Source organism: Streptomyces sp. NBC_01216 (genome assembly GCF_035994945.1).
Taxonomy (GTDB): Bacteria; Actinomycetota; Actinomycetes; order Streptomycetales; family Streptomycetaceae; genus Streptomyces.
Map to the genome: position 1 here is coordinate 6,980,067 of NZ_CP108677.1, position 25,167 is coordinate 7,005,233.

Here is a 25,167-nt window from a genome sequence, read left to right on the forward strand (position 1 = left end):
GTAGGAAGCTGTGGTTCCGTGCGCATGCCAGGAACGGCCGCACGGGTGGGAGGGCGAAGAGGCGCCGCTGCTCGGGCGCGCCTCACGGTGGCATGTCCGGAGTCACCGGGCCCGGGCGGACGCGTCGTCCCGGGTCCGCACGAGGTGCGGTCCCGGGAACTCTCCGCCGGGAGCTGTCCGGTGCGAGCGGCCGTGAGCGTTCACGGAATCCGGACCAGGAAGACTTCGTCCGGGAAGCACCAGGCCCATTCCTCGCCCGAGGCGAGGGACACCGCGACCGGATGCCCCGTCGCGAGATGGTGCGCGTAGGCGTGCGCGCCACGGGAACTGTCGCAGCATCCGACATGGCCGCACGTCGCGCACCAGCGGAGCCGTACCCAGCTCCAGCCGCGCCTGACACACGCGCCGCACGTCCGGGAGACCTCGTCCGTCGGAACGCTCGCGGTCCCGGCATGAGCACACGTCCGCCCTCGCGGACGTCCGCCGTCTGTCGCGACGGTCCAGGCCGCCGGGTGCCGGGGAGGTCCGGGGGCGTCATCGGCCTGATGCGCGGCGGAAGACATGAAGCACCCCTCGTTCGTCGTCGTCCCTCTTTCCGGCCCGGGATGTTCCCGGATGCACCAGAGCCCCGCCGCCCGCCCGGGCGAACCGGCCACACGGCCGCCCCCGGGTATCCGTCGGACGTCCGTCCCGTGCGGCGCGGCCCGGTCCCCGGAGCGGGTGTCGTCACCCCCGGTCGGAGTACAGGGTGTCCCGGTGCCCAAGCAGGAAGCGGGCGTAGAACAGGTGGCCCACCACTTCGGCGGTGATCAGGAGGACCACGAGCCACGGTGCCAGGTGATCCGACCCGGCCACCACCAGCAGGGGGATCGCGATCCCGGGCACCGCCCAGACGGCCACCGACCGCGCCGGCCGGCCGAAGCGGAAGGCGATCGCGGCGTGGGCGGCGTGGTAGAGGGCCAGGCCGCCGGCCAGCGCCCAGACGGCGCCGCGCGGCAGGTGCGCGTGCCCGGCGTCCTCCACCGCGGTGGCCAGCCCCGCGGCCATGCACAGGACGGCCGCCGTGACGAAGAAATGCAGGAAGCCGGCGACATCGCGCGCCAGCAGATACAGGTCACGTCCCCGGGCTGCGCCGAACGTCAGCTCCGCGGCGGTGGAACCGAAGTCGAAGTACGACCACCACAACGCCGCCAACAGCACGAAGCCCAGCAGGGCGACGATGGCGGCCCGCCGCGTCCAGTCGGCGTCGAGGGAGGTCACGAGCGCGATGACCGACTCGCCCAGCACGATGATGACGTAGAGACCGACCCGCTCCACCATATGACCGGCGTCCAGCCGCCCGGGAACCCCCTGCCCCCGCGCGGTCAGCAGCAGCACCATCTCGGCGAGGAGTACCGCCGCCCACATCCCGTACCGCCAAGGCGAGGGGACCACGGCGGAGACCGCCCACAGCACGGCTGAACCCAGGCAGTAGCCGAGGGGCCGCCAGCGTGGGACCCGCAAGGGCTCGGGGTACTTCGTGGCCGGCCACCACAGGCCGAGGAGCACCAGGCGCGTGCCGGCGTAGCCGAGCGCGTAGGCCGCCGCCCGATCGCCGGCCGCCTCGGGCACCGCCGCGGCCATGGCCGCCAGGCACAGCATCGCGAAGAGCATGAGCAGGCGGCGCCGTGCGGTGTCCTCGACGAACAGGTTCGCCGAGACGGTGAGGTTGATCCACATCCACCACGGCGGGAAGTACAGCGCCAGGAACCGGGCGAAGTCGCCGAGATCCGGATCTCCGTGGAGCTGGTGGGAGAGCTGTGCGGCCAGCGCCACGAAGACGAGATCGAAGAACAGCTCCAGCCAGCCGGCGTGCCGTGGCTCACGGGCCTCGGTCTCCACGCCCGCCTTCGCCTGGGGTCCGTCCATGTGTTCCGTCCGGTCCGCTTGGAACCCGCGCGGGTGCTCTGCCTGCGGCGCGGGTGCTCTGACTCCCGTATGACACCACGACGCGCCCCGTGGCGCCTGCGACGCTGCGCCGTATCACGCCCGCGCCCGGGTCCCGCGCCCGCCGGGTCCGCGTGCGCACCCGGAGACGTCCCCGGTCCGCTCCGGCGACGGACGCGCCGCCCGGTCCGTACCAGCGGCCTGCCCCACACGGGCGGGTCTGAGGGGGTGCCCGGAGTGTTCGGCCGGAGCGAGGGCATCTTCCGGACATAGTGCGAGGCATGACACGACGTCTTCCCCCCACACGTCTGCGTGCCCGTGCGCGCGCCGCCCGCAGAACCCTGCTCTGCGCCGCGCTCCTCGCTCTCACGGCCCAGACCACCGCTGTCGCGCCCGCGTTCGCCGGAGACCCCGGCCGCCACGGCGCACGCGACTGCGTGCGGACCCGGCACCCCCTCAGCGGCCAGGCCCGTCAGATCCTCGACATCACCCGCAAGGCCAAGGACGAACTCCGGCTGAAGGCCGTGGAGCTGCGGGTCACCATCGACGGACGCGAGATCGTCACCGACGCCCTCGGCGAGACCATGACCGGCGTCCCGGCCGAACCGGACATGCACTTCCGCGCCGGGTCCGTCGCCTTCGCCCAGATCGGGACGGCCCTCCTCCAGCTGGTCGAGGAGCGCAAGGTCCGCCTCGACGACACGGTGGAGCGCTGGCTCCCGCGCCTGCCCAAGGCCGACCGGATCACGCTGCGGATGCTGGCCACCAACACCAGCGGCCTGCACGACTACGTCACCGACCCGGACTTCCTGGCCGAGCTGGACGCCCACCCGTTCCGGCACTGGACCCCCAAGGAGCTGGTCGGCTACTCCCTCGACCACCCGTTCTGGTACGAGCCCGGCACCAGCTGGAACTACTCCCACGCCAACTACGTACTCCTGATCAAGGCACTCGAGAAGATCACCGGCACCCGGATCGACGTGCTGCTGAAGCAGCGGATCACGGAACCCCTGGGACTCCGTGACACCCGGAACAGCTTCACTCCCGAGATCCCCGCTCCGGTGCTGCACGCCTTCACCTCCGAACGCGGCACCTACGAGGAGTCCACCTTCTGGAACCCCTCCTGGACCACCGGGCCCGGCGCGGTCATCACCACCCACGTGTGCGACCTCGCGCGCTCGGCCGAGGCGCTCGGCGGCGGTGAACTCCTCTCCCCGCGTGCCTACCGCACCCTTCTCAACCCCGGCACGGTCGGTCTCGGCGGAGGCACCGCGACCTGCCCGGAGACGGTCTGCCAGAAGCAGACCGAGGCCACGCACTTCGGCCTCGGCGTCATCGTCCTGAACCGGTGGGTGATCCAGAACCCGTCGTTCTCCGGCTACGCGGCGATCCAGGCGTACCTGCCGTCCGAGCGCCTGGCCATCGCGGTCTCCACGACGAAGACCGAGGACACGCCCGACGGCAACACGGCAGGAGTGATCGCCGGACGTATCTCGCGGGCACTCGCCCCGGAGGACCCGCTGGTCACCGGCTGACCCGCCACCGGGGTCCGGGGGCGGAGGAGGCCCGGGGGGGCCGGCACGCCCGGGACGGGCCCGCCGGTCCCGGACCCCGCCCGCACGGTGTCCGGGCGCGGGGCGTCCGGACGGACGTCAGTCGACCCGTTCGACGACGAACAGGGGGATCTCCCGGTCGGTCCTGAGCTGGTAGTCGGCGTAGTCGGGGAACGCGGCCACGGCCCGCTCCCACCATGCCGCCCGTTCCTCGCCGTGGACGACACGGGCCTCCATGTCCCAGGTTCGCGTGCCGTCCCGCAGCTCGACCCGCGGGTTCGCGACGAGATTGTGGTACCAGACGGGGTGTTTGACCGCGCCGCCGTTCGACGCGACGAGCGCGTAGGCACCCTGGTGTTCCACCCGCATCAGGGGCGTCTTGCGGACCTTGCCGCTCTTCGCGCCCAGGTTGGTCACCAGGACCACGGGAAGGCCCCGCATGGTGGTGCCCCGCGTCCCCCCTGAGGACTCGTAGAGCTCGACCTGATCCCGTACCCACGTCGAGGGACTGGGCTCGTACTCCCCTTCGAGCGGCATGTTTCTCCTTCCCCGGGCGACGGCCACGCCGTGATCCTCGGCAGGCCACGACCGTATCGGAGGCACTACCCGGTGGCGACCCGCCGACGCCCCTCAGCACACCCGACAGCCCCTCAGGCTCCGGGCGCGCCCACCGGCAGCCGCAGGCCCCCGGCGTCGGGACGCGGGACGCCGGTCGCCCGACGGCGGGTCCACCCGCCCACCCCGACGGCCACCGCCGCCACCGCGTACGCCCATGTCGTCGCACCCGGCACGAGGTAGGCGACGGCCCCCGCCGCGGCGACGCCGAGCCACTCCCAGCGTCCGTCCAGGGCGACCAGAGCGACGAGCAGGAGCGCGTACCAGGAGTATCCGGGGGTCAGCAGAAGGAACGCCGTCCCCACGGTCACCATCGCGCCGCGCCAGGGTTCTTCGGCAGGTCCCCGCCACCAGACCGCCACCGCGAGGCCGGCGAGAGCGAGCAGTACGGCGGGCAGGGCCCACGCGTCGGGCAGCACGAGCCGCACCAGCGCGTACCGGCCGCCGGCGGAGGCGTCGTCGTAGCCCTCCTCCTGCGTGTATCCCCCGAGGTAGCCGAGGACGGAGCCGTCCGAGAGAAGGACGTACGGGAGATACAGCGCGGTGACCGCGGCAACGACCGGTACCAGTATCGCCAGCGCGGCGCGCGGCCTGCGCGCCCCGGAAAGCGCCCCGGGCACCAGCAGCGCGGGCAGCAGTTTCGCCGCGACGGCCACACCGAGGAGCACCCCGCCCGTGACCCGGCGCCGTGCCACGACGACGAGGGCCGCGACCGAGAAGAGGACGGCGAGGACGTCGACATGGGCGTTGTTGACACCCTCGACGGGGACGGCCGGGCACCAGGCCCAGAGGGCCGCGAGCCAGGTGGGGCCCCGACGGCGCAGGACGGCGACCAGCAGTCCGGCCACGGCCAGGCACAGCAGGGCGCCGCCGGCCTGCAGGACCTTGTGGCGGACACCGGTCGGGGACAGTTCGTCCACCAGGAGGAACCAGCCCTCGGCGACCGGCGGATAGATGGTGTGCACGAAGGGCCGGTTGATCCGTGTGCAGCGACCGTCCGCGATCGGAGCCAGGTCCGGGTCCTTCTTCGCGCACACGGCGGCGCCCGGGAAGAGCCACGCGTCACGCAGGCCGGTGAGCGCCGGGTCGGCCGGGGCGTGGTCGTACGGGGAGATCCCGGCGGCCTGCACCCGGCCGTCCCACGCGTACCGATAGGAGTCGGTGCTCGTGCGCGGCCCCGCGACGAGACCGGTGGCGGTGACGGCCACCGCACCGGCCATGATCAGGGGAACGACCCTGCGGGCGGGGACGTGGCGCAGGACCACGACGGCCAGCGCGAACACCAGCCACGCCCCCGCGTACCCGGTCAGGAAGCGCGCACCGCGCGACTCCCCGTGGAGCAGCGCCGCCAGCGCGGCGGTCAGGGCCGTGAGCAGCAGCACGAGCGAAGCGGTGGTGACGGCGAGGCGCGGGCGTGTCATGGTCGCAGCCTCGCAGCCGCCCGGGCCGGCCGGGGGGTGACCCGACGGGGCGTTCGGGTTTCGTAAGGTGTCGCGTCGCCACAACGGCGGCCCAGGGCGGTGTCATGGACGGCATGACTTCCTCTCCGCGCCAACGGCGCCTCGCGCTGCCACCGCTCCGGCCGCCCGCCTTCACCGGGCGTCTGCACGACGCGCGTACGGCGACGGCCGTGGGACGGTTGCTCGGCGTGGCGTTCGCCGTCTGTTTCCTGACCGGTCTCCTCAGCCACTATCTGCAGCATCCCCCCGGCCCGCTCGCCGACCACCTGCCGGCACGGCCGGTGTGGGGCTACCGGCTGACCCAGGGCGTGCACGTCGCCACCGGGCTGGCCGCGATCGTCCTGCTGCTGGCCAAACTCTGGACCGTGTACCCGAGGCTGTTCGTCTGGCCGCCGGTGCGGAACGTACGCCACGCGCTGGAACGCCTGTCGGTCGCCGTCCTCGTCGCCGCGGCCGTCTTCCAGGTACTGACCGGACTGCTCAACATCGTCGAGTGGTATCCGTGGCCGTTCTCGTTCGTCCCGGTGCACTTCGCCGTCGCCTGGGTGGTGGCCGGCTCCATCCTGCTGCACATCGCCGTCAAGGCCCCGGAGATCAAGGCCCACTGGACCCGCCGCTCGGCCGGCACGCTCACCCTGCCGGCCGAGGACGCGGCCGACCGGCGCTCGCTGCTGCTGGGGGTGGGCGCCGCGGTCGGTGTGGTGACGCTGACGACGGTCGGCCAGTCCCTGACCCCCTTGAAGACGCTCAACCTGCTGGCGCCGCGCCATCCCGACCACGGGCCGATGGGACTGCCGGTGAACCGGACGGCCGCCGCCGCCGGAGTGTCGGCCCGCGACCTCGCGCAGTGGCGCCTGGAGGTCGCCGGCCCCCGCCCCTACGCGCTGACGCTCGACGCGCTGCGGGCGCTGCCCCAGGCGCGGTCACAGCTGCCGATCGCCTGCGTCGAGGGCTGGAGTGTCGACGCGGGCTGGGCCGGGGTGCGGGTGCGCGACCTTGTGGACATGGCGGGTGCCCGACCGGACGCGGCGGCGGTGCGGGTGACGTCCCTGGAGGAGAGTGGTGCCTACCGCGTGATGGACATGGGCACCACGTACGTCGACGATCCGCTCACCCTGCTGGCCCTCAGCCTCAACGGGCAGCCCCTCTCCCTCGACCACGGCTTCCCGGCGCGAATCATCGCACCCAACCGGCCCGGAGTCCTGCAGACCAAATGGGTCTACCGCCTGGAGGTGCTGTGAAACCGGTGAGTGTGCTCCGATGGGTGACCGGCGGCCTCGGGCTCGTGCTCGTCGGCATCGGCGCGTGGCTGATCGTGACGCAGCCGGCCCCCTGGGAGGTCCTGGTGTGGATGGCCGGCGCGCTCGTCCTCCACGACGGGATCGTGGCCCCGCTGGTCCTCGCCGTGGGTCTGGTGCTGCTGGGGCGCCGTGAGCGCGGCCTGTTGCGCGGGGCGTTGATCGTCGGCGGAGGTGTGGTCTTCGTGACGCTCCCGGTACTCCTGCGCCCGGGACCGGCGCCCAACCCGTCCGCGCTTCCGCTGCCCTACGGACGGAATCTCGTGATCGTGCTGGCGGCGGTGGCCGTGGCCACCGGCGCGCTGTTCCTCGTGCGGCGGCGGTGGCAGTGGTGGGAGGCATGGCAGGTGTGGCTGCGTGGACGAGCCGCCTCCGACGACTGACTGACGGACGGCGGGCCGGCCGGGGGAGCGGGGCCGTGCCGGGACCCGCGGTGCCGGGGGAGGCGTCGGAGCGCCCGCTGAGCGGAGCGCGCCGCCCGCCCCCGGAGGCCCGGCTGCCCCGCCCGTCCGCGCGGCCCCGGTCCGTCCGGCGTTCCGGCGGCGCGGGTGTCAGCTCACCGGCTCGCCGCGAGGGAGAGGAAGGTGCGTCCGCGCTCCGTCCAGCGCTCCGTCACCCGCCATCCGGTGCGCGACGCGTACCCGGTCAGAGCCCCGGCGCCCGCACGCGCCCATGGGAACGGCGCCCCCCGGGCCCCCCGCCCGTCGTCGACCCGCACCTCACAGCGCTCGTCGACCTCGATGGGCGCGCATTCGGCGATCACCAGACCCGAACGGGACACGACGCGCCGCAGCCGGCGCAGCAGGGCCGCCGGATCGCCGCCGATCCCGATGTTTCCGTCGATCAGCAACGCGGTGCCCCAACGCCCCTCTCCGGGAAGGGAGTCGAAGACCGAACGGCACAGGGCCATACCGCCCAGCCGCACCGTGCTGGCCACCGCCTCCGGACTGATGTCGATGCCCAGGGCCCGCCGGCCGTCCGCGGCCAGCGCGGCGGCGAGCCGTCCCGGACCGCAGCCGACGTCCAGGACCGCGCCCCGCGACCGCTCCAGCACGGAGCGGTCGGCCCGGTCCGGCGCCTCACACCAGCGCTCGACCTCAAGCGGAAGCAGCCAGCCGTCGTCCCGGCGCAGGAAGAGCGGTCCCTGCCCCGTGCGCAGGGCGTCGGTGTACGGATCGGCGAGCCAGGTGGTCGTCGCGGTCACGTACCCACTCCCGCGCCCGCCACCTCGTGGGCCGTCAGCGCCGTGTGCACGGCCGCGAAGCGACTGCCCGGTGCCAGCGCCGCGACCCGTCGGGCGTCCGCGGCCGTGTCGACGTCCCGGACGGTGGGCAGCGTGCCGACGCGCAGTCCGGCCGCTCGCAGGCGTTCGTACTGGACCGCCCCGGTGTCCGGCCGGGACATCGGCACCCCCCGGACGAGGGCGGGGTCCGGGGACGCGAGACCGAGGGCCCAGAATCCGCCGTCGGCCGCCGGGCCGAACCAGGCGTCGTGCGCGTCCCAGCGCAGCGCGGGCGCGAGGAGCGCCGGGGTGACCTGCGGGGTGTCCATGCCGATGAGCAGCGCGGGCCCCCGACAGGTGGCGAACGCCGCCGCGAGGCGCGCGTCGAGGCCGCCCGCCGCCTGGGGCAGCACGGCGAATCCGGCCGGAAGCCAGGCGCCGGGCTCGCCGTCGAGGACGAGGACGTGCCGGTCCGCCGGAACGCGGGCGGCGGTGGCGAGCGTGTCGGCCAGCGCCGCCTCCGCGAGAGCGGCGGCCTCCTCGGGCGTGAACGGGGGAGTGAGCCGGGTCTTCACCCGGCCCGGCAGGGGCTGCTTGGCGATGACGAGGAGCGTGGTCATCCGCGCCCACCGCCGACGGCCACCGGTTCGTCCAGGACCCGCCGCATGTCGTGCACGGCCTGCCAGGTGCCCTTCCACGTGCCGGTCACCTTCGACCGGCCCGCCCGGGGCAGGTAGGGCACGTCGACCTCCCGCACCCGCCATCCCGCGTCGGCGGCCCGAACCACCATCTGCAACGGGTATCCGCTGCGCCGGTCGGACAGGTCCAAGCCCAGCAGAGCCTCCCGGCGTGCCGCGCGCAGCGGGCCGAGGTCCCGGAGCCGCAGCCCGGTGCGGCGCCGCAGCAGCCGGGACAGGGCGAGGTTGCCCGCCCGCGCGTGCAGCGGCCAGGCGCCGGGCGTGGCGGGACGGCGGCGGCCCAGGACGAGATCGGCCGAGCCGTCGGCCACCGAGCCGACCATGCCGGTCAGCAGCCCGGGGTCCAGGGACGCGTCACAGTCGCAGAAGCAGACGAACTCGGCTTCACCGGCCAGCAGTCCGGCGTGGCAAGCGGCGCCGAAACCCCGACGGGGCTCCTGGACGACGGTCGCGCCGAGCCGCTCCGCCAGGGCGGCCGAGCCGTCGGTGGAGCCGTTGTCGACGACGATCGGCCGCCATCCGACGGGGACGTGGGCCAGGACCCAGGGCAGGGCCTCGGCTTCGTCGAGACAGGGAAGGACGACATCTACGGTCATGGGTGTCACACCTCCCACCGTAGGAAGCGGCGGGGCGATCGGGGCCGCGGAACTCCTTACGAAACGCGGACGTCGGCGTTCGTACGCCCGTGTGGCGGTGCGCCCCGGGAGCCTGTGCGACGCTGTCTGCCATGAACGAGCGCAGCGCCCGGGAGCCCACCGCCCGGATCCTGGTGGTGGAAGACGACCCGACGGTGGCCGAAGTGGTCACCGGATACCTGCGGGGGGCGGGCTTCTCCGTCGAGCACACGGCCGAGGGCACCGACGCCCTCAGGCGGGCCGCCGACCGGTGGCCGGACCTGGTCGTGCTCGACCTCATGCTGCCGGGTCTCGACGGTCTCGAGGTGTGCCGGCGGCTGCGTGCCACCGGACCCGTCGCGGTGATCATGCTCACCGCGCGGGGCGACGAGGAGGACCGGATCACCGGTCTGGAGGTGGGCGCGGACGACTACGTCACCAAGCCGTTCAGCCCGCGGGAACTGGTGCTGCGGGTCGAGTCCGTGCTGCGCCGCACCCGCGCGACGGCCCTCGGCGCGGGGGCGGCCCCGGTGGTCCTGCGGGCCGGCGACCTCACCGTCGACCCCGCGACCCGCCGGGCCACCCGCGGGGGTGAGCAGCTCGCGCTCACCCTGAGGGAGTTCGACCTCCTCGCGTACTTCCTGGAGTACCCCGGCGCGGCGCACACCCGGGAGGAGCTGATGCGCCGTGTGTGGGGTTGGGACTTCGGAGACCTGTCCACCGTGACCGTCCACGTCCGGCGGCTGCGCGCCAAGATAGAGGAAGACCCGGCCCGGCCTCGTCACATCCAGACGGTATGGGGTGTCGGATACCGCTTCGAAGCGGCTCGCGAGGCGGCGGACCAAGGGGACGTGGCATGAAGGACGTCCTGCTCATCGCCGCGTTCGCACTCGCCGGAGCGGCCGGCGCCGGGATCGCCGGGGCCGTGGTCCTGCGTCTCGTACGCCATCGTTCGGTCGCCCTCTCGCTCACCGTGGTCGCCGCCGTCACGGTCACCGCGATGCTCGCCGGCACGCTGGCGGTCGCGCAGGCGATGTTCCTGTCGAGCCACGACCTGTGGGTGGTGACCGTCGTCGTCGCGATGGCGGCCCTCGTGTCGCTGGGCACCGCACTGGTGCTGGGCCGGTGGGTGGTCGCCCGGAGCCGCGCGCTGGCCCGCGCGGCACGGGACTTCGGCGACGGTGGCAGTTTCTTCGCCCCCGACGGAGCCGCCACCGCCGAACTCGCCGCCCTCACCCGCGAACTGGCCGCCACCAGCGCCAAACTCGACGCCTCGCGGCAGCGTGAGCGTTCTCTGGAGGCATCCCGCCGGGAACTCGTCGCCTGGATCTCCCACGACCTGCGCACCCCGCTGGCCGGGCTGCGGGCGATGGCCGAGGCCCTGGAGGACGGGATGGCCGCCGACCCCGCCCGCTACCACCGGCAGATCCGTACGGAGGTCGAGCGCCTCACCACCATGGTCACCGACCTCTTCGAGCTGTCCCGCATCCACGCCGGCACGCTCGGTCTGAGCCCGAGCCGGATGTGCGTGTACGACCTCGTCGGGGACGCCCTGAGCGGGGCCGATCCCCTCGCCCGCGAGCACGGCGTGCTCCTCGTGGGGGAGGAGGTCGAGGCCGTCCCCGTCGAGGTCGACGGCAAGGAGATGACCCGGGTCCTCGCCAATCTGCTGGTCAACGCCATCCGTCACACCCCCGCCGACGGCACCGTGGCGGTCGCGGCCCGACGTGGCGACGACGCCGTCGTCGTCCTCTCCGTCACCGACGGCTGCGGAGGCATTCCCGACGAGGATCTGCCCCGGGTGTTCGACACCGGCTGGCGCGGCACCGAGGCCCGCACGCCTCCCGCGGGGGCGGGCCTCGGTCTCGCCATCGTCCGCGGCATAGTCGAGGCACACGCGGGCCGGGCCGAGGTCCGCAACGTCCCCGGCGGCTGCCGCTTCGAGGTCACCCTGCCGGCCGTCTGACCCCGGGTACGGCCCGGCCGTCCGAACCGGGCCGTACCCGGGAGAGCCGTGTGTCAGGCACGCGAGGGCTCCGGGCCGTCCGGCCGTGCCGGGCGACCGCGCCCGGACGCCGCGGCGTGCTCAGCGTCCGAGCGAGGCCGAGGCCCGCTGCCCGGCTCGGGCGAAGTCCGCCATCCCCTCGGCGAAGCCGAGCGCGGGACGCCAGCCCAGCTCCCGGCGCAGCCGGGCCGAGTCCGCAGTGATGTGCCGCACGTCGCCGAGCCGGAACTCCCCGGTGACCACCGGTTCCGGTCCGCCGTGTTCCCGGGCCAGGGCCGACGCCATCTCGCCCACCGTGTGCGGCTCCCCGCTGCCGGTGTTGTACGTGCTGAGCGAGCCGGCCGGCAGGCCGGGGGCCGCCTCCAGCGCGAGCACGTTCGCCGCCGCGACGTCCCGCACGTGCACGAAGTCCCGCCGCTGGCCGCCGTCCTCGAAGACCCGGGGGGCCTCCCCCCGCGCCAGCGCCGAACGGAAGAAGGAGGCGACGCCCGCGTAGGGGGTGTCCCGGGGCATCCCCGGCCCGTACACGTTGTGGTAGCGCAGACTGACCGCGGACCCGTCGACGGCTCGCGCCCACGCCGCCGCCAGGTGCTCCTGGGCCAGCTTCGTCGCGGCGTACACGTTCCGCGGGTCGGCTGGGGTGTCCTCGTCGACCAGCCCCGGCGCCAGCAGGGCTCCACACGTGGGGCAGCGCGGTTCGAAGAGCCCCTCCCGGAGGTCCTCGGCGCTGCGGGCGCCGGCCCGGACGCGTCCGTGACGGGGGCACTCGTACCGTCCCTCCCCGTACACGACCATCGACCCCGCGAGGACGAGCCGCCTCGGGCCCGTCTCGGCCATCGCCGCGAGCAGCACGGCGGTGCCCAGGTCGTTGCAGCCCACGTACGCGGGCGCGTCGGCGAAGTCTTTGCCCAGGCCGACCATGGCGGCCTGATGGCAGACCGCGTCGACGCCGCGCAGCGCCGCCCGGACGCTCGGCGCGTCCCTGACGTCGGCGCCCACGAACTCCACCCCCGGCGGCGGCTCCGGAGCGGTCGGGTGCGCGCTGGGCAGCAGCGCGTCGAGGACGACCGGCTCGTGGCCCGCCCTGCCCAGTGCCGTGACGATGTGCGAGCCGATGAACCCGGCTCCTCCTGTGACAAGTACACGCATGGCGGGGACGCTACGGAACGAAGGGCCGCGGCGGAGCGGCCCACGCCGCGCCGTAAGCGTTTCGTCATCACCGTGGCCCTCCCGTCCGGGCCCGTGTTCGCGTTGGATGGCCGAAGAGACATCCGGAACGGAACGAGTGGACGAGGAGGTGCGCCGTGGGGCGCGTCACGAGGAAGTGGTGGTGGACCGGGGCGGCGGTCGTGGCTGTGGCGGTCGCCGCCGGGCTGGTGTGGTTCAAGCCCTGGGCGCTGTGGGTGGACGAGACCGTGCACGAGGCGCTGCCCTCCGCGAGCGCGCCGGCCGCGCCGCCCGCCGCGACCGAGGCCCCCTCGTCCCCGCAGACCACACCGGCCGCCGGCCCGGTCACCCTCGCCGAGGGCACCTTCATCAGCCACGAGCACGCCACCAGCGGCACCGCGAAGATCGTCCGCCTGTCGGACGGCACCCCGGTGCTGCGCCTCGAAGGTCTGGACACCTCCAGCGGCCCGGACCTCCGCGTGTGGCTGAGTGACGCACCGGTCAAGGAAGGGAAGGACGGCTGGCGCGTCTTCGACGACGGCAAGCACGTGAGCCTCGGCAAGCTCAAGGGCAACAAGGGCGACCAGAACTATCCGCTGCCCGCCGACGTGGACTGGGAGGCATACCCGAGCGTCAGCATCTGGTGCGACCGGTTCGACGTGTCCTTCGGCGCCGCGGGTCTCGTACGGACCTGACGGGCCGCGTCTCCCGCGCCGGACGGCCGCGCGCCGTCCGGCCCGCCGGCGGGGACGCGTCCCGCGCGCGCCGGACGGCAAACCGGTCCGCCGTCGCGGCCCGACGGGTCCGTCAGGACAGTCCGGGAAGCGCCACGTCGAGTACCGGCACCGCACGCGGTGAGCCGTCGGCGTCGATCGCGACGAAGGTCAGGAACGCCGTGGCGACCTCGGTGGCGGGCCCCGAGCTGTTCCACCGCTCGGCCGTGACACGCACGCCGACGGTCATCGACGTCCGACCGGCGCGCTCCAGCCCGGCCTCGACGCTCAGCAGGTCCCCGGCCCGCACCGGAGCCAGGAACGTCATCCGGTCCACCGAGACGGTCACGGCCGGACCGTCCGCGTGGCGTCCGGCGGCGGCCGCCGCGGCGTCGTCGATGAGTTTCATCATCACGCCGCCGTGGATGGTGCCGTAGAGGTTGGTGTCGTGGTCGCTCATGATGTGGGCGAGGACCACCCGGGAGTCATCCGGGGTCTTGGTCGTACGTGCGGGGCGGGAGACGGTGCGATCGGCCACGTCAACTCTCCTTCGCGAGTCGCGGCGGTGCTGGGCCGCGCGCACGGGGTACCGGCGCGCGGGCAGCGGCAGGTCTTCGGACTCGCGGGCACGTCCACCGGGGTCGACCGGGGGACACCTAGTGGCCGTCGCTTCCCGGGCCGGTGCGGGCCCAGTGCGTATGACGGCGGTCGTTCCCGCTCACCGCTGCGGGGCAGTCCCGGATTCCCACCGGGTTCCCTCTCGCGATCCGGAAGTACCGAAGAGCGGGCTTCGCTCCCGGATCGTGTCGACGCCCGGCGGCCCCCGTGCCGGAGGCAGGGGGGAGCGGGGCGAACCAGCTGCGGGCACCACCCTACGTGCCGGGCGGTGACCGCCCGGCAGGTAGGGCCACCGGGAGGGCCGCGCTCAGGCCCGGCCCTCCCGGAAGGCGCTCAGGATGCGCTCCGCCGCGAGCGTCGCGGTCAGCCGCCCGTCCCGTACCTGGCGCTCGACCTCCGGCGTGAGCGCCCGTACGGCGGGATCGGCGTGCAGCCGGCCCAGCAGTTCGTCACGCACCATCGTCCAGGCCCAGTCCACCTGCTGGTCCCGGCGCCGGGCGGCCAGCCGGCCCGCCGCGTCCAGGAGCGAGCGGTGCCCTTCGAGGCGCTCCCAGATCTCCTCCAGGCCGGTCGACTCGCGCGCGCTGCAGCTGAGGACCGGCGGCGTCCACACCGCCTCCCGGCCGTGCATCAGCCTCAGCGCGCCCGCCAGTTCCCGCGCCGCGGCGCGCGCGTCGGTCGCGTGGGGCCCGTCCGCCTTGTTCACCGCCACGACGTCGGCCAGCTCCAGGACACCCTTCTTGATCCCCTGCAGTTGGTCCCCGGTGCGTGCCAGCGTGAGCAGCAGGAAGGAGTCGACCATGTTCGCCACGGCCGTCTCCGACTGCCCTACACCCACGGTCTCCACCAGCACCACGTCGTACCCCGCCGCCTCCATGACCACGATCGACTCGCGCGTCGCCTTGGCCACACCGCCGAGGGTGCCGGCGGTGGGGGAGGGCCGCACGAACGCAGCCGGGTCGACCGCCAGCCGCTCCATACGGGTCTTGTCGCCCAGGATCGAGCCGCCGGTGCGGGTGGAGGACGGGTCCACGGCGAGCACCGCCACCTTGTGCCCGAGGCCGGTCAGCATCGTGCCGAAGGTGTCGATGAAGGTGGACTTGCCCACGCCGGGCACGCCGCTGATCCCGATCCGCCGGGCCCGGCCGCTGTGCGGCAGCAGCTCGGTCAGCAACTCCTGCGCGAGGGCCCGGTGGTCCGGGCGGGTGGACTCGACCAGGGTGATGGCACGCGCGACCAGCGCGCGCCTCCCCTCCCGGACACCCTTCGCGTACGTGTCGATGTCGATGGCCATGGGGTCAGCGGCCGTGCCCCAGGTCGGCCGCCAGGCGGCGTACGAGGTCCGCTGCCGCGTCGGGGATGACCGTGCCGGGCGGGAAGACGGCGGCCGCCCCCATCTCCAGGAGGGTGGGCACGTCCTGGGGCGGGATGACTCCGCCGACCACGATCATGATGTCCTCGCGGCCCTCCGCGGCGAGTTCCTCCCGCAGCGCGGGCACGAGCGTGAGGTGTCCGGCCGCCAGCGAGGAGACGCCCACGATGTGGACGTCCGCCTCGACGGCCTGTCGGGCGACCTCCGCCGGGGTCTGGAAGAGGGGACCGACGTCCACGTCGAAGCCCAGGTCGGCGAAGGCCGTGGCGATCACCTTCTGGCCGCGGTCGTGCCCGTCCTGGCCCATCTTGGCGACCAGGATGCGCGGGCGACGGCCCTCGGCCTCCTCGAAGGCGTCCACCAGGGCGCGCGTGCTCTCCACGGACGGGGACTCCCCGGCTTCGTTGCGGTACACATCGGAGATCGTACGGATCTGGCCCGCGTGCCGTCCGTACACCTTCTCCAGGGCGTCGGAGATCTCACCCACCGTCGCTTTCGCCCGAGCGGCCCGCACGGCCAGCTCCAGCAGGTTCCCCGAACCTCCGGCGGCCCGGGTGAGGTCGTCGAGCGCGGCCAGGCACGCCCGCTCGTCCCGTTCCTCGCGCAGCCGTCGCAGCTTCTCGATCTGCCGGGCGCGCACGGAGGAGTTGTCGACCTTGAGGACGTCGATCTCCTCGTCGCCGTCCACGCGGTACTTGTTCACACCGATCACCGGCTGCCGGCCGGAGTCGATCCGGGCCTGCGTGCGGGCGGCGGCCTCCTCCACACGCAGCTTCGGGATGCCCGCGTCGATGGCCTGCGCCATGCCGCCGGCGGCCTCGACCTCCTCGATGTGCTGCCAGGCCCGGCGGGCCAGGTCGTATGTCAGCCGCTCCACGTAGGCGCTGCCGCCCCAGGGGTCGATGACCCGGGTGGTGCCCGACTCCTGCTGGAGGAGCAGCTGGGTGTTGCGGGCGATGCGGGCGGAGAAGTCGGTCGGCAGGGCGAGGGCCTCGTCGAGGGCGTTGGTGTGCAGCGACTGGGTGTGGCCCTGGGTGGCCGCCATCGCCTCCACACAGGTGCGGGTGACGTTGTTGAACACGTCCTGCGCGGTGAGCGACCAGCCGGAGGTCTGCGAATGGGTACGCAGGGAGAGCGACTTGGCGTTCCGCGGGTCGAACTGCCTCACCAGCTTCGCCCACAGCAGCCGGGCCGCGCGCAGTTTGGCGACCTCCATGAAGAAGTTCATGCCGATCGCCCAGAAGAACGACAGGCGCGGCGCGAACGCGTCCACGTCCAGTCCGGCCTCCCGGCCCGCGCGGATGTACTCCACTCCGTCCGCGAGCGTGTACGCCAGCTCCAGGTCGGCCGTGGCCCCCGCCTCCTGGATGTGATATCCGGAGATGGAGATGGAGTTGTAGCGCGGCATGTGCTGCGAGGTGAAGGCGAAGATGTCGGAGATGATCCGCATCGACGGTTTCGGCGGATAGATGTAGGTGTTGCGGACCATGAACTCCTTGAGGATGTCGTTCTGGATGGTCCCGGTCAGCTTGTCCGCCGGTACGCCCTGCTCCTCCGCCGCCACGATGTACAGCGCGAGGACGGGCAGCACGGCGCCGTTCATCGTCATCGACACGGACATCCTGTCCAGTGGGATGCCGTCGAACAGCGTCCGCATGTCGTAGATCGAGTCGATGGCGACACCCGCCATGCCGACGTCTCCGGTGACACGCGGATGGTCGCTGTCATAGCCCCGGTGTGTGGGCAGGTCGAAGGCCACCGACAGGCCCTTCTGTCCCGCCGCCAGATTGCGCCGGTAGAAGGCGTTCGACTCCTCCGCGGTGGAGAAACCCGCGTACTGGCGGATCGTCCAGGGCTGGTTGACGTACATCGTCGGGTACGGGCCCCGCAGATACGGCGCGACGCCCGGGTACGTGCCCAGGAAGTCCACGTCCTCCAGGTCACGCCCGGTGTACAGCGGCTCGACCGTGATCCCCTCGGGCGTCTCCCACCGCGGGTCGTCCCCGCCGGACGCCCGCTTCACGGCGGTGCGCCACTCCTCGGTGCTGCCCGCCGGAGACGGGGTCCCCAGTTCGATCCCGGTGAAGTCGGGGATTCCCATCAGGACACTCCCATACGGTCGAGGGTGGCGGAGAGCACGGCGACCGCGTCGCACCCCGAGAAGACGTACGCGTCCACACCGGCGTACGAGCCGGGACGGCCCGCCAGCGTGACGTGCCGGGCGCCCGCGGCGCGCAGGTCCGCGGCGGCGGACTCGGCCTGCTGCTCGTAGAGGGTGTCGCTGGAACACAGACAGACCTCGGCGGCCCCGCTGTCCTCGAAGGACCCCTCGGAGACGGACTCGACGCCGCCCGCCTGGAACAGGTTGGCGGCGAAGGCGAGCCGGGCCGTGTGCGCGGCGGCCGGCCCGAGCGGCGCCAGGAAGACCCGGGGCCGGGAGCCGGTGGCCGCGAGGTGGGCGTCGGAGCGGGCGCGCAGCTCCTCGTACGCCTCGTCGCGGCGCACGCGCGGAAGGCCGCCGTCCGGGCCGGCCGGTGCCGGCTCGCGCACCAGCGGCTTCTCCGCCAGGTGCGGGAACTCGCTGACACCGGTGACGGGTTCCCGCCGTTCGGCGAGCCGACGGGCCCGCGCCTCCCACGTCGCGGCCAGGTCCCGACGGAGACGACCGGTCCGCAGCGCGCGCGCCTGGCCTCCCGTGCGCTCGATCTCCTGGAAGAAGTCCCAGGCGGCCCGGGCCACCTCGTCGGTCAGTGTCTCCACGTACCAGGAGCCGCCCGCCGGGTCGATCACCCGGGCCAGGTGCGACTCCTCGACGAGGATGGTGGAGGTGTTGCGGGCGATCCGCCGCGCGAACGCGTCGGGCAGACCCACGGCGTGGTCGAAGGGGTGGACGGAGACCGCCTCGGCGCCCCCGACCCCGGCGGCCAGGGTGGCGATCGTCGTCCGCAGCATGTTCACCCACGGGTCCCGCGCCGTCATCATCACGGAGGACGTCACCGCGTGCTGGAGCTGTGCCCCGGCCGCGGGAGCCCCGCACGCCTCCGCCACCCGGGCCCACAGCCGTCGCGCGGCACGCAGCTTGGCGATCGTCAGGAACTGGTCGGCGGTGGCCGCGTACCGGAACTCCAGCTGCCCGAGGGCCTGCTCCAGCGTCAGGCCGCCGTCGGTGAGGGCCCGCAGGTAGGCGACGCCGGTGGCCAGCGCGGAGCCCAGCTCCTGTGCGGCCGAACCGCCCGCCTCGTGGTACGGCAGGGCGTCCACGGTCAGTGCCCGCATCCCCGGGTACTCCTCGGCGCACCGCCGCGCGAGACCGACGGCGACGGGGAAGCCGTCCGCGTCGTACGCCGCCCCGGTCCGGGCCTCCGAGCCCAGCGGATCGGCGCCGAGGTTGCCGCGGGCCGCCTCGGGGGAGACACCGCGGCGCGCCTGGAGGCGGAGCAGTTCGGACGAGGCCGCGGCGGTTTCCGGGCCCGCGTCCAGGACGACGGGAGCCAGATCGAGGTAGACGCCCCGCAGGACCCGGTCCAGCGCGTCCGCCGGAATGGCGTCCCGTCCCACGGACAGCCACAGGGAGGTGACCCCGTTCTCCAGATCCGTGAGGACCGCCTCACCGTCCGCCACCGCGTGCCGCTGGCGTACGTCCCAGCCACCCGCGGTGTTGCCCTCGGCCCGGCCGGACCGGACGAAGGGCGCGAACCCGGGCACGCCGGGGTCGGGTGCGCCGCCCCCGGCCGTGTACAGGGGGCGGGCGCGCAGGCCGTCCTCCAGCGCGGTGGACAGGACGTCCTCCGCCTCGGCGTCCGGAACGTCCTTGCCCGACCTGCTCAGCACACCCGCCACGAGGCGTTGCCACTGCGCATGGGTCGCTGCGGGGAATTCGGCGGCCAGAGAGAGGCCGTCGTCAGGCAGCACAGTCATGCTCGGATGCTAGGCCAGGCCCACAAAGGAGCGCAGGGGAGGTGGCTGTGACCTTGGCCTCCCCGAGGTGACCTTGATCGAGACGGGGGTCCGTGCTGGCCGGGCCGGCCCCCGGGCGCGGCGCCACCGCCCCGTGCCCCGCCCCGGGAGGCCGGGCCGGCCCCGCGACTCCTCGCGGGAGGAAACGGAGCCCTCGCGACGGCGCCCCGTAGCGGTCCGGGGGTGCGCGGCAGCGGCGCGGGAGCCGGTCCGCACCGGGACGGTCCCCCTCGCGGCGCGGGTCCCCGACGCGCGATCAGGTCCGTTCCTCGCGCGTGCCGTTCGCGCCGGCACCGGGTTCCGTGGCGTGCGGGGTCTCCCGCGTGCGGGCCAGTGTGGCCTCGGCGCTGTCCAGCAGCATCTCCAGGGCCGCCGGGTAGGCGCTGTTGTTCATGCGGGCCACCAGCAGGGGGGCCGTGGCCGCGATATGGGGGTGGGTCTCGGCGGGCAGTCGGGCGTAGGTGGCCTGCCAGACCGCTTCGTCGGCGGCCCTGGCGGCGTGCGGAAGGGCGAGGCCGGCCGCGTCCAGCGCGGCGAAGGCCAGCGTCTGGTCGATGAACGCGTGATAGATCCGCACCGCCTCCGGGGCGGGGAGACCCGCGGAGCGCAGCACTCCGAGGATCGCCTCGTCCGCCGCGATCTCGTGCGCCCGGCCGCTGACGCGGCTGGCCGTCAGCACGGCCGCCTGCGGGTGGGCCAGGTACGCGGTGTAGATGCGCACACCCAGGTCGCGCAGGTCGGTACGCCAGTCGCCGGTGCTCCGCCGGCCGTGCATGGCACGTCCGATCAGCGCGTCGGCGATCGCCAGCGTGAGGTCGTCCGAACCGCGGAAATAGCGGTACAGGCTGCTCGGGTCGGCGCCGAGCGCGGCGCCGAGCCGCCGCACTGTCAGCCCTTCCCTGCTGGGCTGCTCCAGTAGGCGCATCGCGGTCTCGACGATGAGTCGCTCGGACAGGACGACCCCCTGCTTGGTTGGTTTTCTTCGCCTGCGTGCCGCCTCGGGCACCACTTCCTTCGGCATCACACCGCCCTTCCTCGTGCTTTCCCAGGATATGCCAACAGCATTGACGCATGTGATGCGGGGGGCCTTCCATGTGCGCATCCGAAAGGCCTCGGCCTGTTGCAGATGAAAGGCAGCCCTGCCATGCGAGTACTGCTTGTGGGCGCGGGTGGCGTAGGCACCGCGATCACCCGGATCGCCGCCCGCCGCTCCTTCTTCGACCACATCGTCGTCGCCGACTACGAGCTTCCCCGGGCCGAGGCGGCGGTGGCCGCGCTGGGCGAGGCCGGGACGCGCTTCAGCGCGGCGCGCGTCGACGCCTCCGACCGGGCCGCGGTCGAGACCCTGCTCACCGAGCGACGCTGCGACGTCCTGCTGAACGCCACCGATCCGCGGTTCGTGATGCCGTTGTTCGAGGCATCCCTGGCGGCCGGGGCGCACTACCTCGACATGGCGATGTCCCTGTCCTACCCGCACCCGGAGGCGCCGCACGAGCGGTGCGGGGTGAAACTGGGCGACGCCCAGTTCGAGCGCGCCGACGACTGGGAGAAGTCGGGGCGGCTCGCGCTGGTCGGCATCGGAGTCGAACCGGGCCTCTCCGATGTGTTCGCCCGATACGCCGCCGAGGAGCTCTTCGACGAGATCGAGGAGATCGGTGTCCGGGACGGCGCCAACCTGACCGTCGACGGCTACGACTTCGCGCCGTCCTTCTCCATCTGGACGACCATCGAGGAATGTCTCAACCCGCCGGTGGTCTGGGAGAAGGACCGCGGCTGGTACACCACCGCGCCCTTCAGCGAGCCGGAGACCTTCGACTTCCCCGAGGGCATAGGTCCGGTCGAGTGCGTCAACGTCGAACACGAGGAGGTCCTGCTCATCCCGCGCTGGGTGGACGCCGGGCGGGTGACGTTCAAGTACGGTCTCGGCGACGAGTTCATCGAGACCCTCAAGACCCTCCACAAACTGGGCCTGGACCGCACGGAGAAGGTGACCGTGCCCGGCGGGGCCCAGGTCTCCCCGCGGGACGTCGTCGCCGCCTGTCTCCCCGACCCGGCCACGCTCGGGGACCGGATGCGCGGCAAGACCTGCGCGGGCACCTGGGTCAAGGGCACCAAGGACGGAGCGCCCCGCGAGGTGTACCTGTACCACGTCGTCGACAACGAGTGGTCGATGCGCGAGTACGGCTCCCAGGCCGTGGTCTGGCAGACCGCCGTCAACCCGGTCGTCGCCCTGGAGCTGATGGCCGCCGGCACCTGGAGCGGCTCCGGGGTGCTCGGCGCCGAAGCCTTCGACCCCCGTCCTTTCCTGGATCTGCTGACCGCGTACGGCTCCCCCTGGGGCCTGCGCGACCAGTAGTCGCCCGACCGGCCCCCGCCCCGGGGAGAGGGCCGGGGCGGCAGGAGGGCGTGCCGCGGCCGGTCAAGGGAGGAGGGGAGGCCGCACGGCCTCCCCTCGGTCAGATCGCGGCGCGCGTCCTGCTGAAGTCGACGGCGTGGTCCACCTCACGAAGGATCTTCTCCGCCGTCCGGCTCACCTCGGCCGGTATGTCGCCCAGTTCCTTGACGAGCCCCGCGTAGATGGGAGCGTCGCCGGGCGTTGCGTGGGCACGGTCCTGCAGATTCACGGCTCTCGTCCTTCTCCGTCGGTGGAAACGGCTAGCGAGTGTACGGGGGTGGAACACCCCGGCCGTCACGCGGGTTCCGCGCGCCCCCGCGCCCCCGCGCCCCCGCGCCCCCGCGCGCCCGCCCTGCCGGAACGCCCACCGGCGGGCCAGGCGTCAGCAGGCGAGCGTCCCCCTGCGCAGCGCGTGACCGTCGGTGTTGTCGTCGTCGGACCAGTAGACGGGCTTGGAGCCGCCGACGCACTCACTCGCGCCCGCCACCGTGAAGCCCTCGTTGTTGAGGTCGGACATCCCGCTGGGGCGGTCGAAGACGGCGGTGGTGGCGAAGCCGCCGGAGGCGTCGACCCGCATGGTCCGGTGCATGCCGTGGCAGGTGTCGTCGCAGACCACCCAGAGGCGCTGGGCCTGCGGCTCCCACTGGAGCTCCATCACCCCCGCCGTGCCGCCGGCGGCCGAGGTGACGCGGGTGAAGGCGCCCGAGTCCTCCAGGACGTAGCCGTGGACCATGCCGGTGCCCTCGACGCCGACGAAGAACACCCCGCCGCTGTGCGCGCCGTATCCGGCCGGATCGTAGGCCGCGCCGGTCGCCACGTCCGTGAGGCCGGCGCCGGTCAGGTACGCGTCCGGGACCCAGGCCACGCCCTCGAGCCCGAGGTTGGCGCCCACCGACGGCAGGTCTGAGGTCAGGTTCCACTCCTTGGCGGCCGTGAGGGTGGAGCCCGTGCCGTTCACGTCGTACCTGAGGACGGAGAGGCGGCTGGTGCCGGACGCGTTGCCGTCCCGCTCGCTGGAGACGAACACGCCGCCCGCGGACCCGGCGTCCGTGAGGGTGACGCCCTCGCTGTCGGGGACACCGGAGCCGCCCGGGAAACGGAGCGTCTTGCCGGACGACCAGCCGCCGGCCGTGTCCGGCGTCCAGCCGCCGGAGCCGTTCGGGAGCAGTCGCCACAGCCGGCCCGAGTTCTGGGCGGCCCACATCACCCCGGCCTCCTGGTACAGGCCGCTGAGGTCCCGGCCGAAGACGTTCGACGCGTCGGCGGTCGCCACCGAGCCACCACCCGGCCAGGCCCCCGCGGCGGGCCCGCCGCCGCAGGCGTTCGCGGCACCGAGGGTGACCGCCGCCGCCGTGAATCCACCGGTGCCGTCGGCGCAGCGCGACCAGGAGGGCGCCGAATGGGTGCGCCAGGAGAAGGAGTCCACCAGGGTGCCGCCGTCCGGCAGGTACAGCCGCGCCTTGTCGTCGGAGCCCAGGCCGAAGGAGCCGTGCACGTCGAAGGCGAGGAACGCTCCGGGTGCCAGGGTGGTGCCCGACGCGATCGTGTGGCGGGAACCGTTCTTCTCGTCCTTCAGGATCCAGCCGGAGATGTCGACCGAGCCCGTCCCCTTGTTGTACAGCTCGATCGAGTCGCCGACGTCTCCGGTGGTCACCACCTCGTTGATCCGGACGTCGTCGGCCGGCGCGGCGTGAGCCGGTGCGGCGGTCAGGGCGCCGGCGGCCAGCACCGGGCCGGCGACGAGGAGGAGGGCAAGGCTGCGGCGCCAACTGCGGTCGCGTGAGTCCGTCACGAATTTCCGTCCCGGGGTCGTTACGTCAGGGCGGCACGAGCGTCGCGGCACCGGCCGAACCGCCGCCCTCCGCGGGACGGGCGTGCGGTGAACGATGGGCCAACTGTCCCGTGGCCCCACCCTCGGCGCCCGGGGAGCCGGGCCGCCGGGGCAGGCGGTCCGCCCGCGCGCGACGGTGCCCGGCCAGGCGGCGGCCCGTGCCCCGGACCCTCACTGCAGCGCGCGCACCGCGGCCCGGAAGAGCAGCGGCGCACGGGAAGCCGCCGGCACGATCATCGCGGCGCGGCCCGGACGCAGGGCCGTACGCACGAGTGCCTCGGTCAGGAGCCGGTGACGTCTCGTCAGTCTGGCCCACCGCCGCGGATACTCCTCCGGGCGGCCGGCGACCAGACAGCCGACCGCCGCGGTGGCCGTCATGGCCGCCAGCGCGATGCCCTCGCCCGTCAGCGCGTCGACGTAGCCCGCCGCGTCCCCGATCAGCAGGACCCGTCCCGCCCGGCGCTCCCGCGCGCGGCTGCGCAGCGGCCCCGCGCCGCGTACGGTTCCGGCCTCCTTGCCCCGGAGTGAGGCGGCGAGGGCCGGAAAGGCGGTCAGGTGCTCCTCGTACGGGCGGCGCTCCCGGCTGAGCACCGCGACGCCCACCAGCCCGTCGTCGACCGGCGTCACGTACGCCTCGCCGTGGCGCGACCAGTGCACCTCCACGAAGTCCGTCCACGGGGCGATCCGGTAGTGGCGCCGCATACCGAAGCGCCGCCCGGCATCGATCCGTACGTCGAGCCCCAGCGCCCGGCGCACCGGGGAGTGCAGACCGTCGGCGGCGATCAGCCAGCGTGCCGTGAGGCCCGCCGCGCGGACCCGGTCGTCGCTCTGGCGGATCTCCGCGACCTTCCCCTGCTCGACGCGTACGCCGAGCTCGCATGCCCGCCGCAGCAGCGCCGCCTGCAGAGCGGTCCTCCGTACGCCGAGGCCCCGTGCGTCCCGGAAGGGCGCCTCGACGCGGCGCGTGCCGTCCGTGTACCGGATTCCGCGCAGCTCCCGGCCGGGCGGCCGGACCCCGAGGTCGCGCAGGGCCGCCACGCCGCCGGGCATGATCCCCTCGCCGCACGCCTTGTCGAGGAGGCCGGTCCGAGGTTCGACCACGACCGTGTCCAGACCGGCTCGCGCCGCCTGGATCGCGGCCACCAGTCCGGCGGGTCCGGCCCCCGCCACGATGAGGTCGATCACGCCCGCACGTCCGCGACGGCGCGACTCCCGGCGAGCGCCTCGTTCTCGCACCGGATCCGCACGCTGAAGAGCACGGTGTCGAGCAGGGTGAACACCACGGCGGTCAGCCAGGCCCCGTGCACCAGGGGCAGCGCGAGTCCCTCGACGGCCACCGCCACGTAGTTGGGGTGACGCAGCCACCGGTACGGTCCGCCGGTGACCAGCGGAAGGCCCGGCACCACGATGACGCGGGTGTTCCAGCGCCTGCCCAGCGTGCGGATGCACCACCAGCGCAGCGCCTGCGCGGCGAGCACGAGGGCCATCATCGGCCAGGCCAGCCAGGGCAGGAACGGACGCCCCGCCAGCGGGACTTCCACGAGGCACCCGGCCAGCAGGGCGATGTGCAGGACGACCATCGCGGGGTAGTGCCCCCGCCCGCTCTCGATGCCGCCGCGGGCCAGACTCCAGCGCCTGTTGCGTAGCGCGACGGCGAGTTCGACCCCGCGCTCCACGGCGACCGCCAGCACCAGGCAGACGTACCACAGCATCCCCAGCCCTC

At 73.7% G+C, this 25,167-nt stretch carries 23 protein-coding genes, 1 pseudogene and 1 riboswitch; of the genes and pseudogenes, 7 read left to right on the forward strand and 17 right to left on the reverse strand.

The features are described 5' to 3' along the window. Positions 1-200 precede the first annotated feature (200 nt). Together OG393_RS31720 and OG393_RS31725 are read right to left on the reverse strand one after the other, a co-directional pair. Complete coding sequence (locus OG393_RS31720; RefSeq protein WP_327378142.1) at positions 201-563, reverse strand: UBP-type zinc finger domain-containing protein; 363 nt, start codon at positions 561-563, stop codon at positions 201-203. Between the two features lie 163 nt (positions 564-726). Then, positions 727-1,908, reverse strand: a complete 1,182-nt coding sequence (locus tag OG393_RS31725) for a low temperature requirement protein A (RefSeq protein ID WP_327378143.1) — start codon at positions 1,906-1,908, stop codon at positions 727-729. 299 nt (positions 1,909-2,207) lie between these two features. Between OG393_RS31725 and OG393_RS31730 the strand changes: the two genes are divergently transcribed. Continuing rightward, complete coding sequence (locus tag OG393_RS31730; protein WP_327378144.1) at positions 2,208-3,461, forward strand: serine hydrolase domain-containing protein; 1,254 nt, start codon at positions 2,208-2,210, stop codon at positions 3,459-3,461. Between the two features lie 117 nt (positions 3,462-3,578). On the opposite strand, the gene OG393_RS31735 is transcribed toward OG393_RS31730, so the two are convergent. Continuing rightward, positions 3,579-4,016, reverse strand: a complete 438-nt coding sequence (locus OG393_RS31735; protein ID WP_327378145.1) for a nitroreductase family deazaflavin-dependent oxidoreductase — start codon at positions 4,014-4,016, stop codon at positions 3,579-3,581. Positions 4,017-4,129: 113 nt separating this feature from the next. After that, entirely contained in the window at positions 4,130-5,515 is a 1,386-nt protein-coding gene (locus OG393_RS31740) for a glycosyltransferase family 87 protein (protein WP_327378146.1), read from the reverse strand. A 113-nt stretch (positions 5,516-5,628) separates the two neighbouring features. Between OG393_RS31740 and OG393_RS31745 the strand changes: the two genes are divergently transcribed. Further along, positions 5,629-6,795: a molybdopterin-dependent oxidoreductase gene (locus OG393_RS31745; RefSeq protein ID WP_327378147.1), complete on the forward strand. Its 1,167-nt coding sequence runs from the start codon at positions 5,629-5,631 to the stop codon at positions 6,793-6,795. Positions 6,796-6,800: 5 nt separating this feature from the next. Then, the gene (locus OG393_RS31750) at positions 6,801-7,235 is read left to right on the forward strand and encodes a hypothetical protein (RefSeq protein ID WP_327378148.1); all 435 of its coding nucleotides are present in this window, start codon (positions 6,801-6,803) and stop codon (positions 7,233-7,235) included. Positions 7,236-7,408: 173 nt separating this feature from the next. On the opposite strand, the gene OG393_RS31755 is transcribed toward OG393_RS31750, so the two are convergent. From OG393_RS31755 to OG393_RS31765, 3 genes are read right to left on the reverse strand one after another with little or no spacing between them, the layout of a single operon-like run. Beyond that, a complete protein-coding gene (locus OG393_RS31755; protein WP_327378149.1) occupies positions 7,409-8,056 on the reverse strand; it encodes a class I SAM-dependent methyltransferase in 648 nt (215 codons plus the stop codon). Further along, the gene (locus OG393_RS31760; RefSeq protein WP_327378150.1) at positions 8,053-8,694 is read right to left on the reverse strand and encodes a TIGR04282 family arsenosugar biosynthesis glycosyltransferase; all 642 of its coding nucleotides are present in this window, start codon (positions 8,692-8,694) and stop codon (positions 8,053-8,055) included. The genes OG393_RS31755 and OG393_RS31760 overlap by 4 nt, the downstream gene beginning before the upstream one ends. After that, on the reverse strand, positions 8,691-9,368 hold the full coding sequence (locus OG393_RS31765) for a glycosyltransferase family 2 protein (RefSeq protein ID WP_327378151.1): 678 nt from the start codon (positions 9,366-9,368) through the stop codon (positions 8,691-8,693). Before OG393_RS31765 ends, OG393_RS31760 begins: the two co-directional genes overlap by 4 nt. A 131-nt stretch (positions 9,369-9,499) precedes the next feature. Here OG393_RS31765 and OG393_RS31770 point away from each other — a divergent pair, with 131 nt between their 5' ends. Further along, complete coding sequence (locus OG393_RS31770) at positions 9,500-10,246, forward strand: response regulator transcription factor (RefSeq protein ID WP_327378152.1); 747 nt, start codon at positions 9,500-9,502, stop codon at positions 10,244-10,246. After that, positions 10,243-11,352, forward strand: a complete 1,110-nt coding sequence (locus OG393_RS31775) for a sensor histidine kinase (RefSeq protein WP_327378153.1) — start codon at positions 10,243-10,245, stop codon at positions 11,350-11,352. The genes OG393_RS31770 and OG393_RS31775 overlap by 4 nt, the downstream gene beginning before the upstream one ends. A 120-nt stretch (positions 11,353-11,472) precedes the next feature. Here the strand turns inward: OG393_RS31775 and OG393_RS31780 are convergent, their stop codons facing one another. After that, positions 11,473-12,540, reverse strand: a complete 1,068-nt coding sequence (locus OG393_RS31780; protein ID WP_327378154.1) for an NAD-dependent epimerase/dehydratase family protein — start codon at positions 12,538-12,540, stop codon at positions 11,473-11,475. A gap of 155 nt (positions 12,541-12,695) precedes the next feature. On the opposite strand from OG393_RS31780, the gene OG393_RS31785 reads away from it, so the two are divergent. Further along, complete coding sequence (locus OG393_RS31785) at positions 12,696-13,253, forward strand: DM13 domain-containing protein (RefSeq protein ID WP_327378155.1); 558 nt, start codon at positions 12,696-12,698, stop codon at positions 13,251-13,253. 145 nt (positions 13,254-13,398) lie between these two features. Here the strand turns inward: OG393_RS31785 and OG393_RS31790 are convergent. The 5 genes and pseudogenes from OG393_RS31790 to OG393_RS31810 all read right to left on the reverse strand — a co-directional run. After that, positions 13,399-13,731 (reverse strand): annotated as a pseudogene (locus OG393_RS31790) (acyl-CoA thioesterase); the annotation flags it as partial. Positions 13,732-13,859: 128 nt separating this feature from the next. Beyond that, a riboswitch (cobalamin riboswitch) is annotated at positions 13,860-14,067 on the reverse strand. A gap of 129 nt (positions 14,068-14,196) precedes the next feature. Continuing rightward, positions 14,197-15,183, reverse strand: coding sequence for a methylmalonyl Co-A mutase-associated GTPase MeaB (gene meaB, locus OG393_RS31795; RefSeq protein WP_327378156.1), 987 nt, complete (start codon positions 15,181-15,183; stop codon positions 14,197-14,199). Positions 15,184-15,187: 4 nt separating this feature from the next. Continuing rightward, a complete protein-coding gene (gene scpA, locus OG393_RS31800; protein WP_327378157.1) occupies positions 15,188-17,362 on the reverse strand; it encodes a methylmalonyl-CoA mutase in 2,175 nt (724 codons plus the stop codon). Then, positions 17,362-19,179, reverse strand: a complete 1,818-nt coding sequence (locus OG393_RS31805) for a methylmalonyl-CoA mutase subunit beta (protein ID WP_327378158.1) — start codon at positions 19,177-19,179, stop codon at positions 17,362-17,364. The genes scpA and OG393_RS31805 overlap by 1 nt, the downstream gene beginning before the upstream one ends. Positions 19,180-19,474: 295 nt before the next feature. Further along, the gene (locus OG393_RS31810) at positions 19,475-20,239 is read right to left on the reverse strand and encodes a TetR/AcrR family transcriptional regulator (RefSeq protein WP_327378159.1); all 765 of its coding nucleotides are present in this window, start codon (positions 20,237-20,239) and stop codon (positions 19,475-19,477) included. 123 nt (positions 20,240-20,362) lie between these two features. Between OG393_RS31810 and OG393_RS31815 the strand changes: the two genes are divergently transcribed. Next, positions 20,363-21,574 (forward strand): saccharopine dehydrogenase family protein, encoded by a 1,212-nt coding sequence (locus tag OG393_RS31815; protein ID WP_327378160.1) that lies wholly within the window; start codon positions 20,363-20,365, stop codon positions 21,572-21,574. 100 nt (positions 21,575-21,674) lie between these two features. Here the strand turns inward: OG393_RS31815 and OG393_RS31820 are convergent, their stop codons facing one another. The 4 genes from OG393_RS31820 to OG393_RS31835 all read right to left on the reverse strand — a co-directional run bounded on the left by OG393_RS31820 (position 21,675) and on the right by OG393_RS31835 (position 25,156). Then, complete coding sequence (locus OG393_RS31820) at positions 21,675-21,842, reverse strand: hypothetical protein (protein ID WP_327378161.1); 168 nt, start codon at positions 21,840-21,842, stop codon at positions 21,675-21,677. 153 nt (positions 21,843-21,995) lie between these two features. After that, entirely contained in the window at positions 21,996-23,405 is a 1,410-nt protein-coding gene (locus OG393_RS31825) for a lamin tail domain-containing protein (protein WP_327378162.1), read from the reverse strand. 210 nt (positions 23,406-23,615) lie between these two features. Then, on the reverse strand, positions 23,616-24,629 hold the full coding sequence (locus tag OG393_RS31830; RefSeq protein WP_327378163.1) for an NAD(P)/FAD-dependent oxidoreductase: 1,014 nt from the start codon (positions 24,627-24,629) through the stop codon (positions 23,616-23,618). After that, positions 24,626-25,156: an isoprenylcysteine carboxyl methyltransferase family protein gene (locus OG393_RS31835; RefSeq protein ID WP_327378164.1), complete on the reverse strand. Its 531-nt coding sequence runs from the start codon at positions 25,154-25,156 to the stop codon at positions 24,626-24,628. The genes OG393_RS31830 and OG393_RS31835 overlap by 4 nt, the downstream gene beginning before the upstream one ends. Between the last annotated feature and the right edge of the window lie 11 nt (positions 25,157-25,167).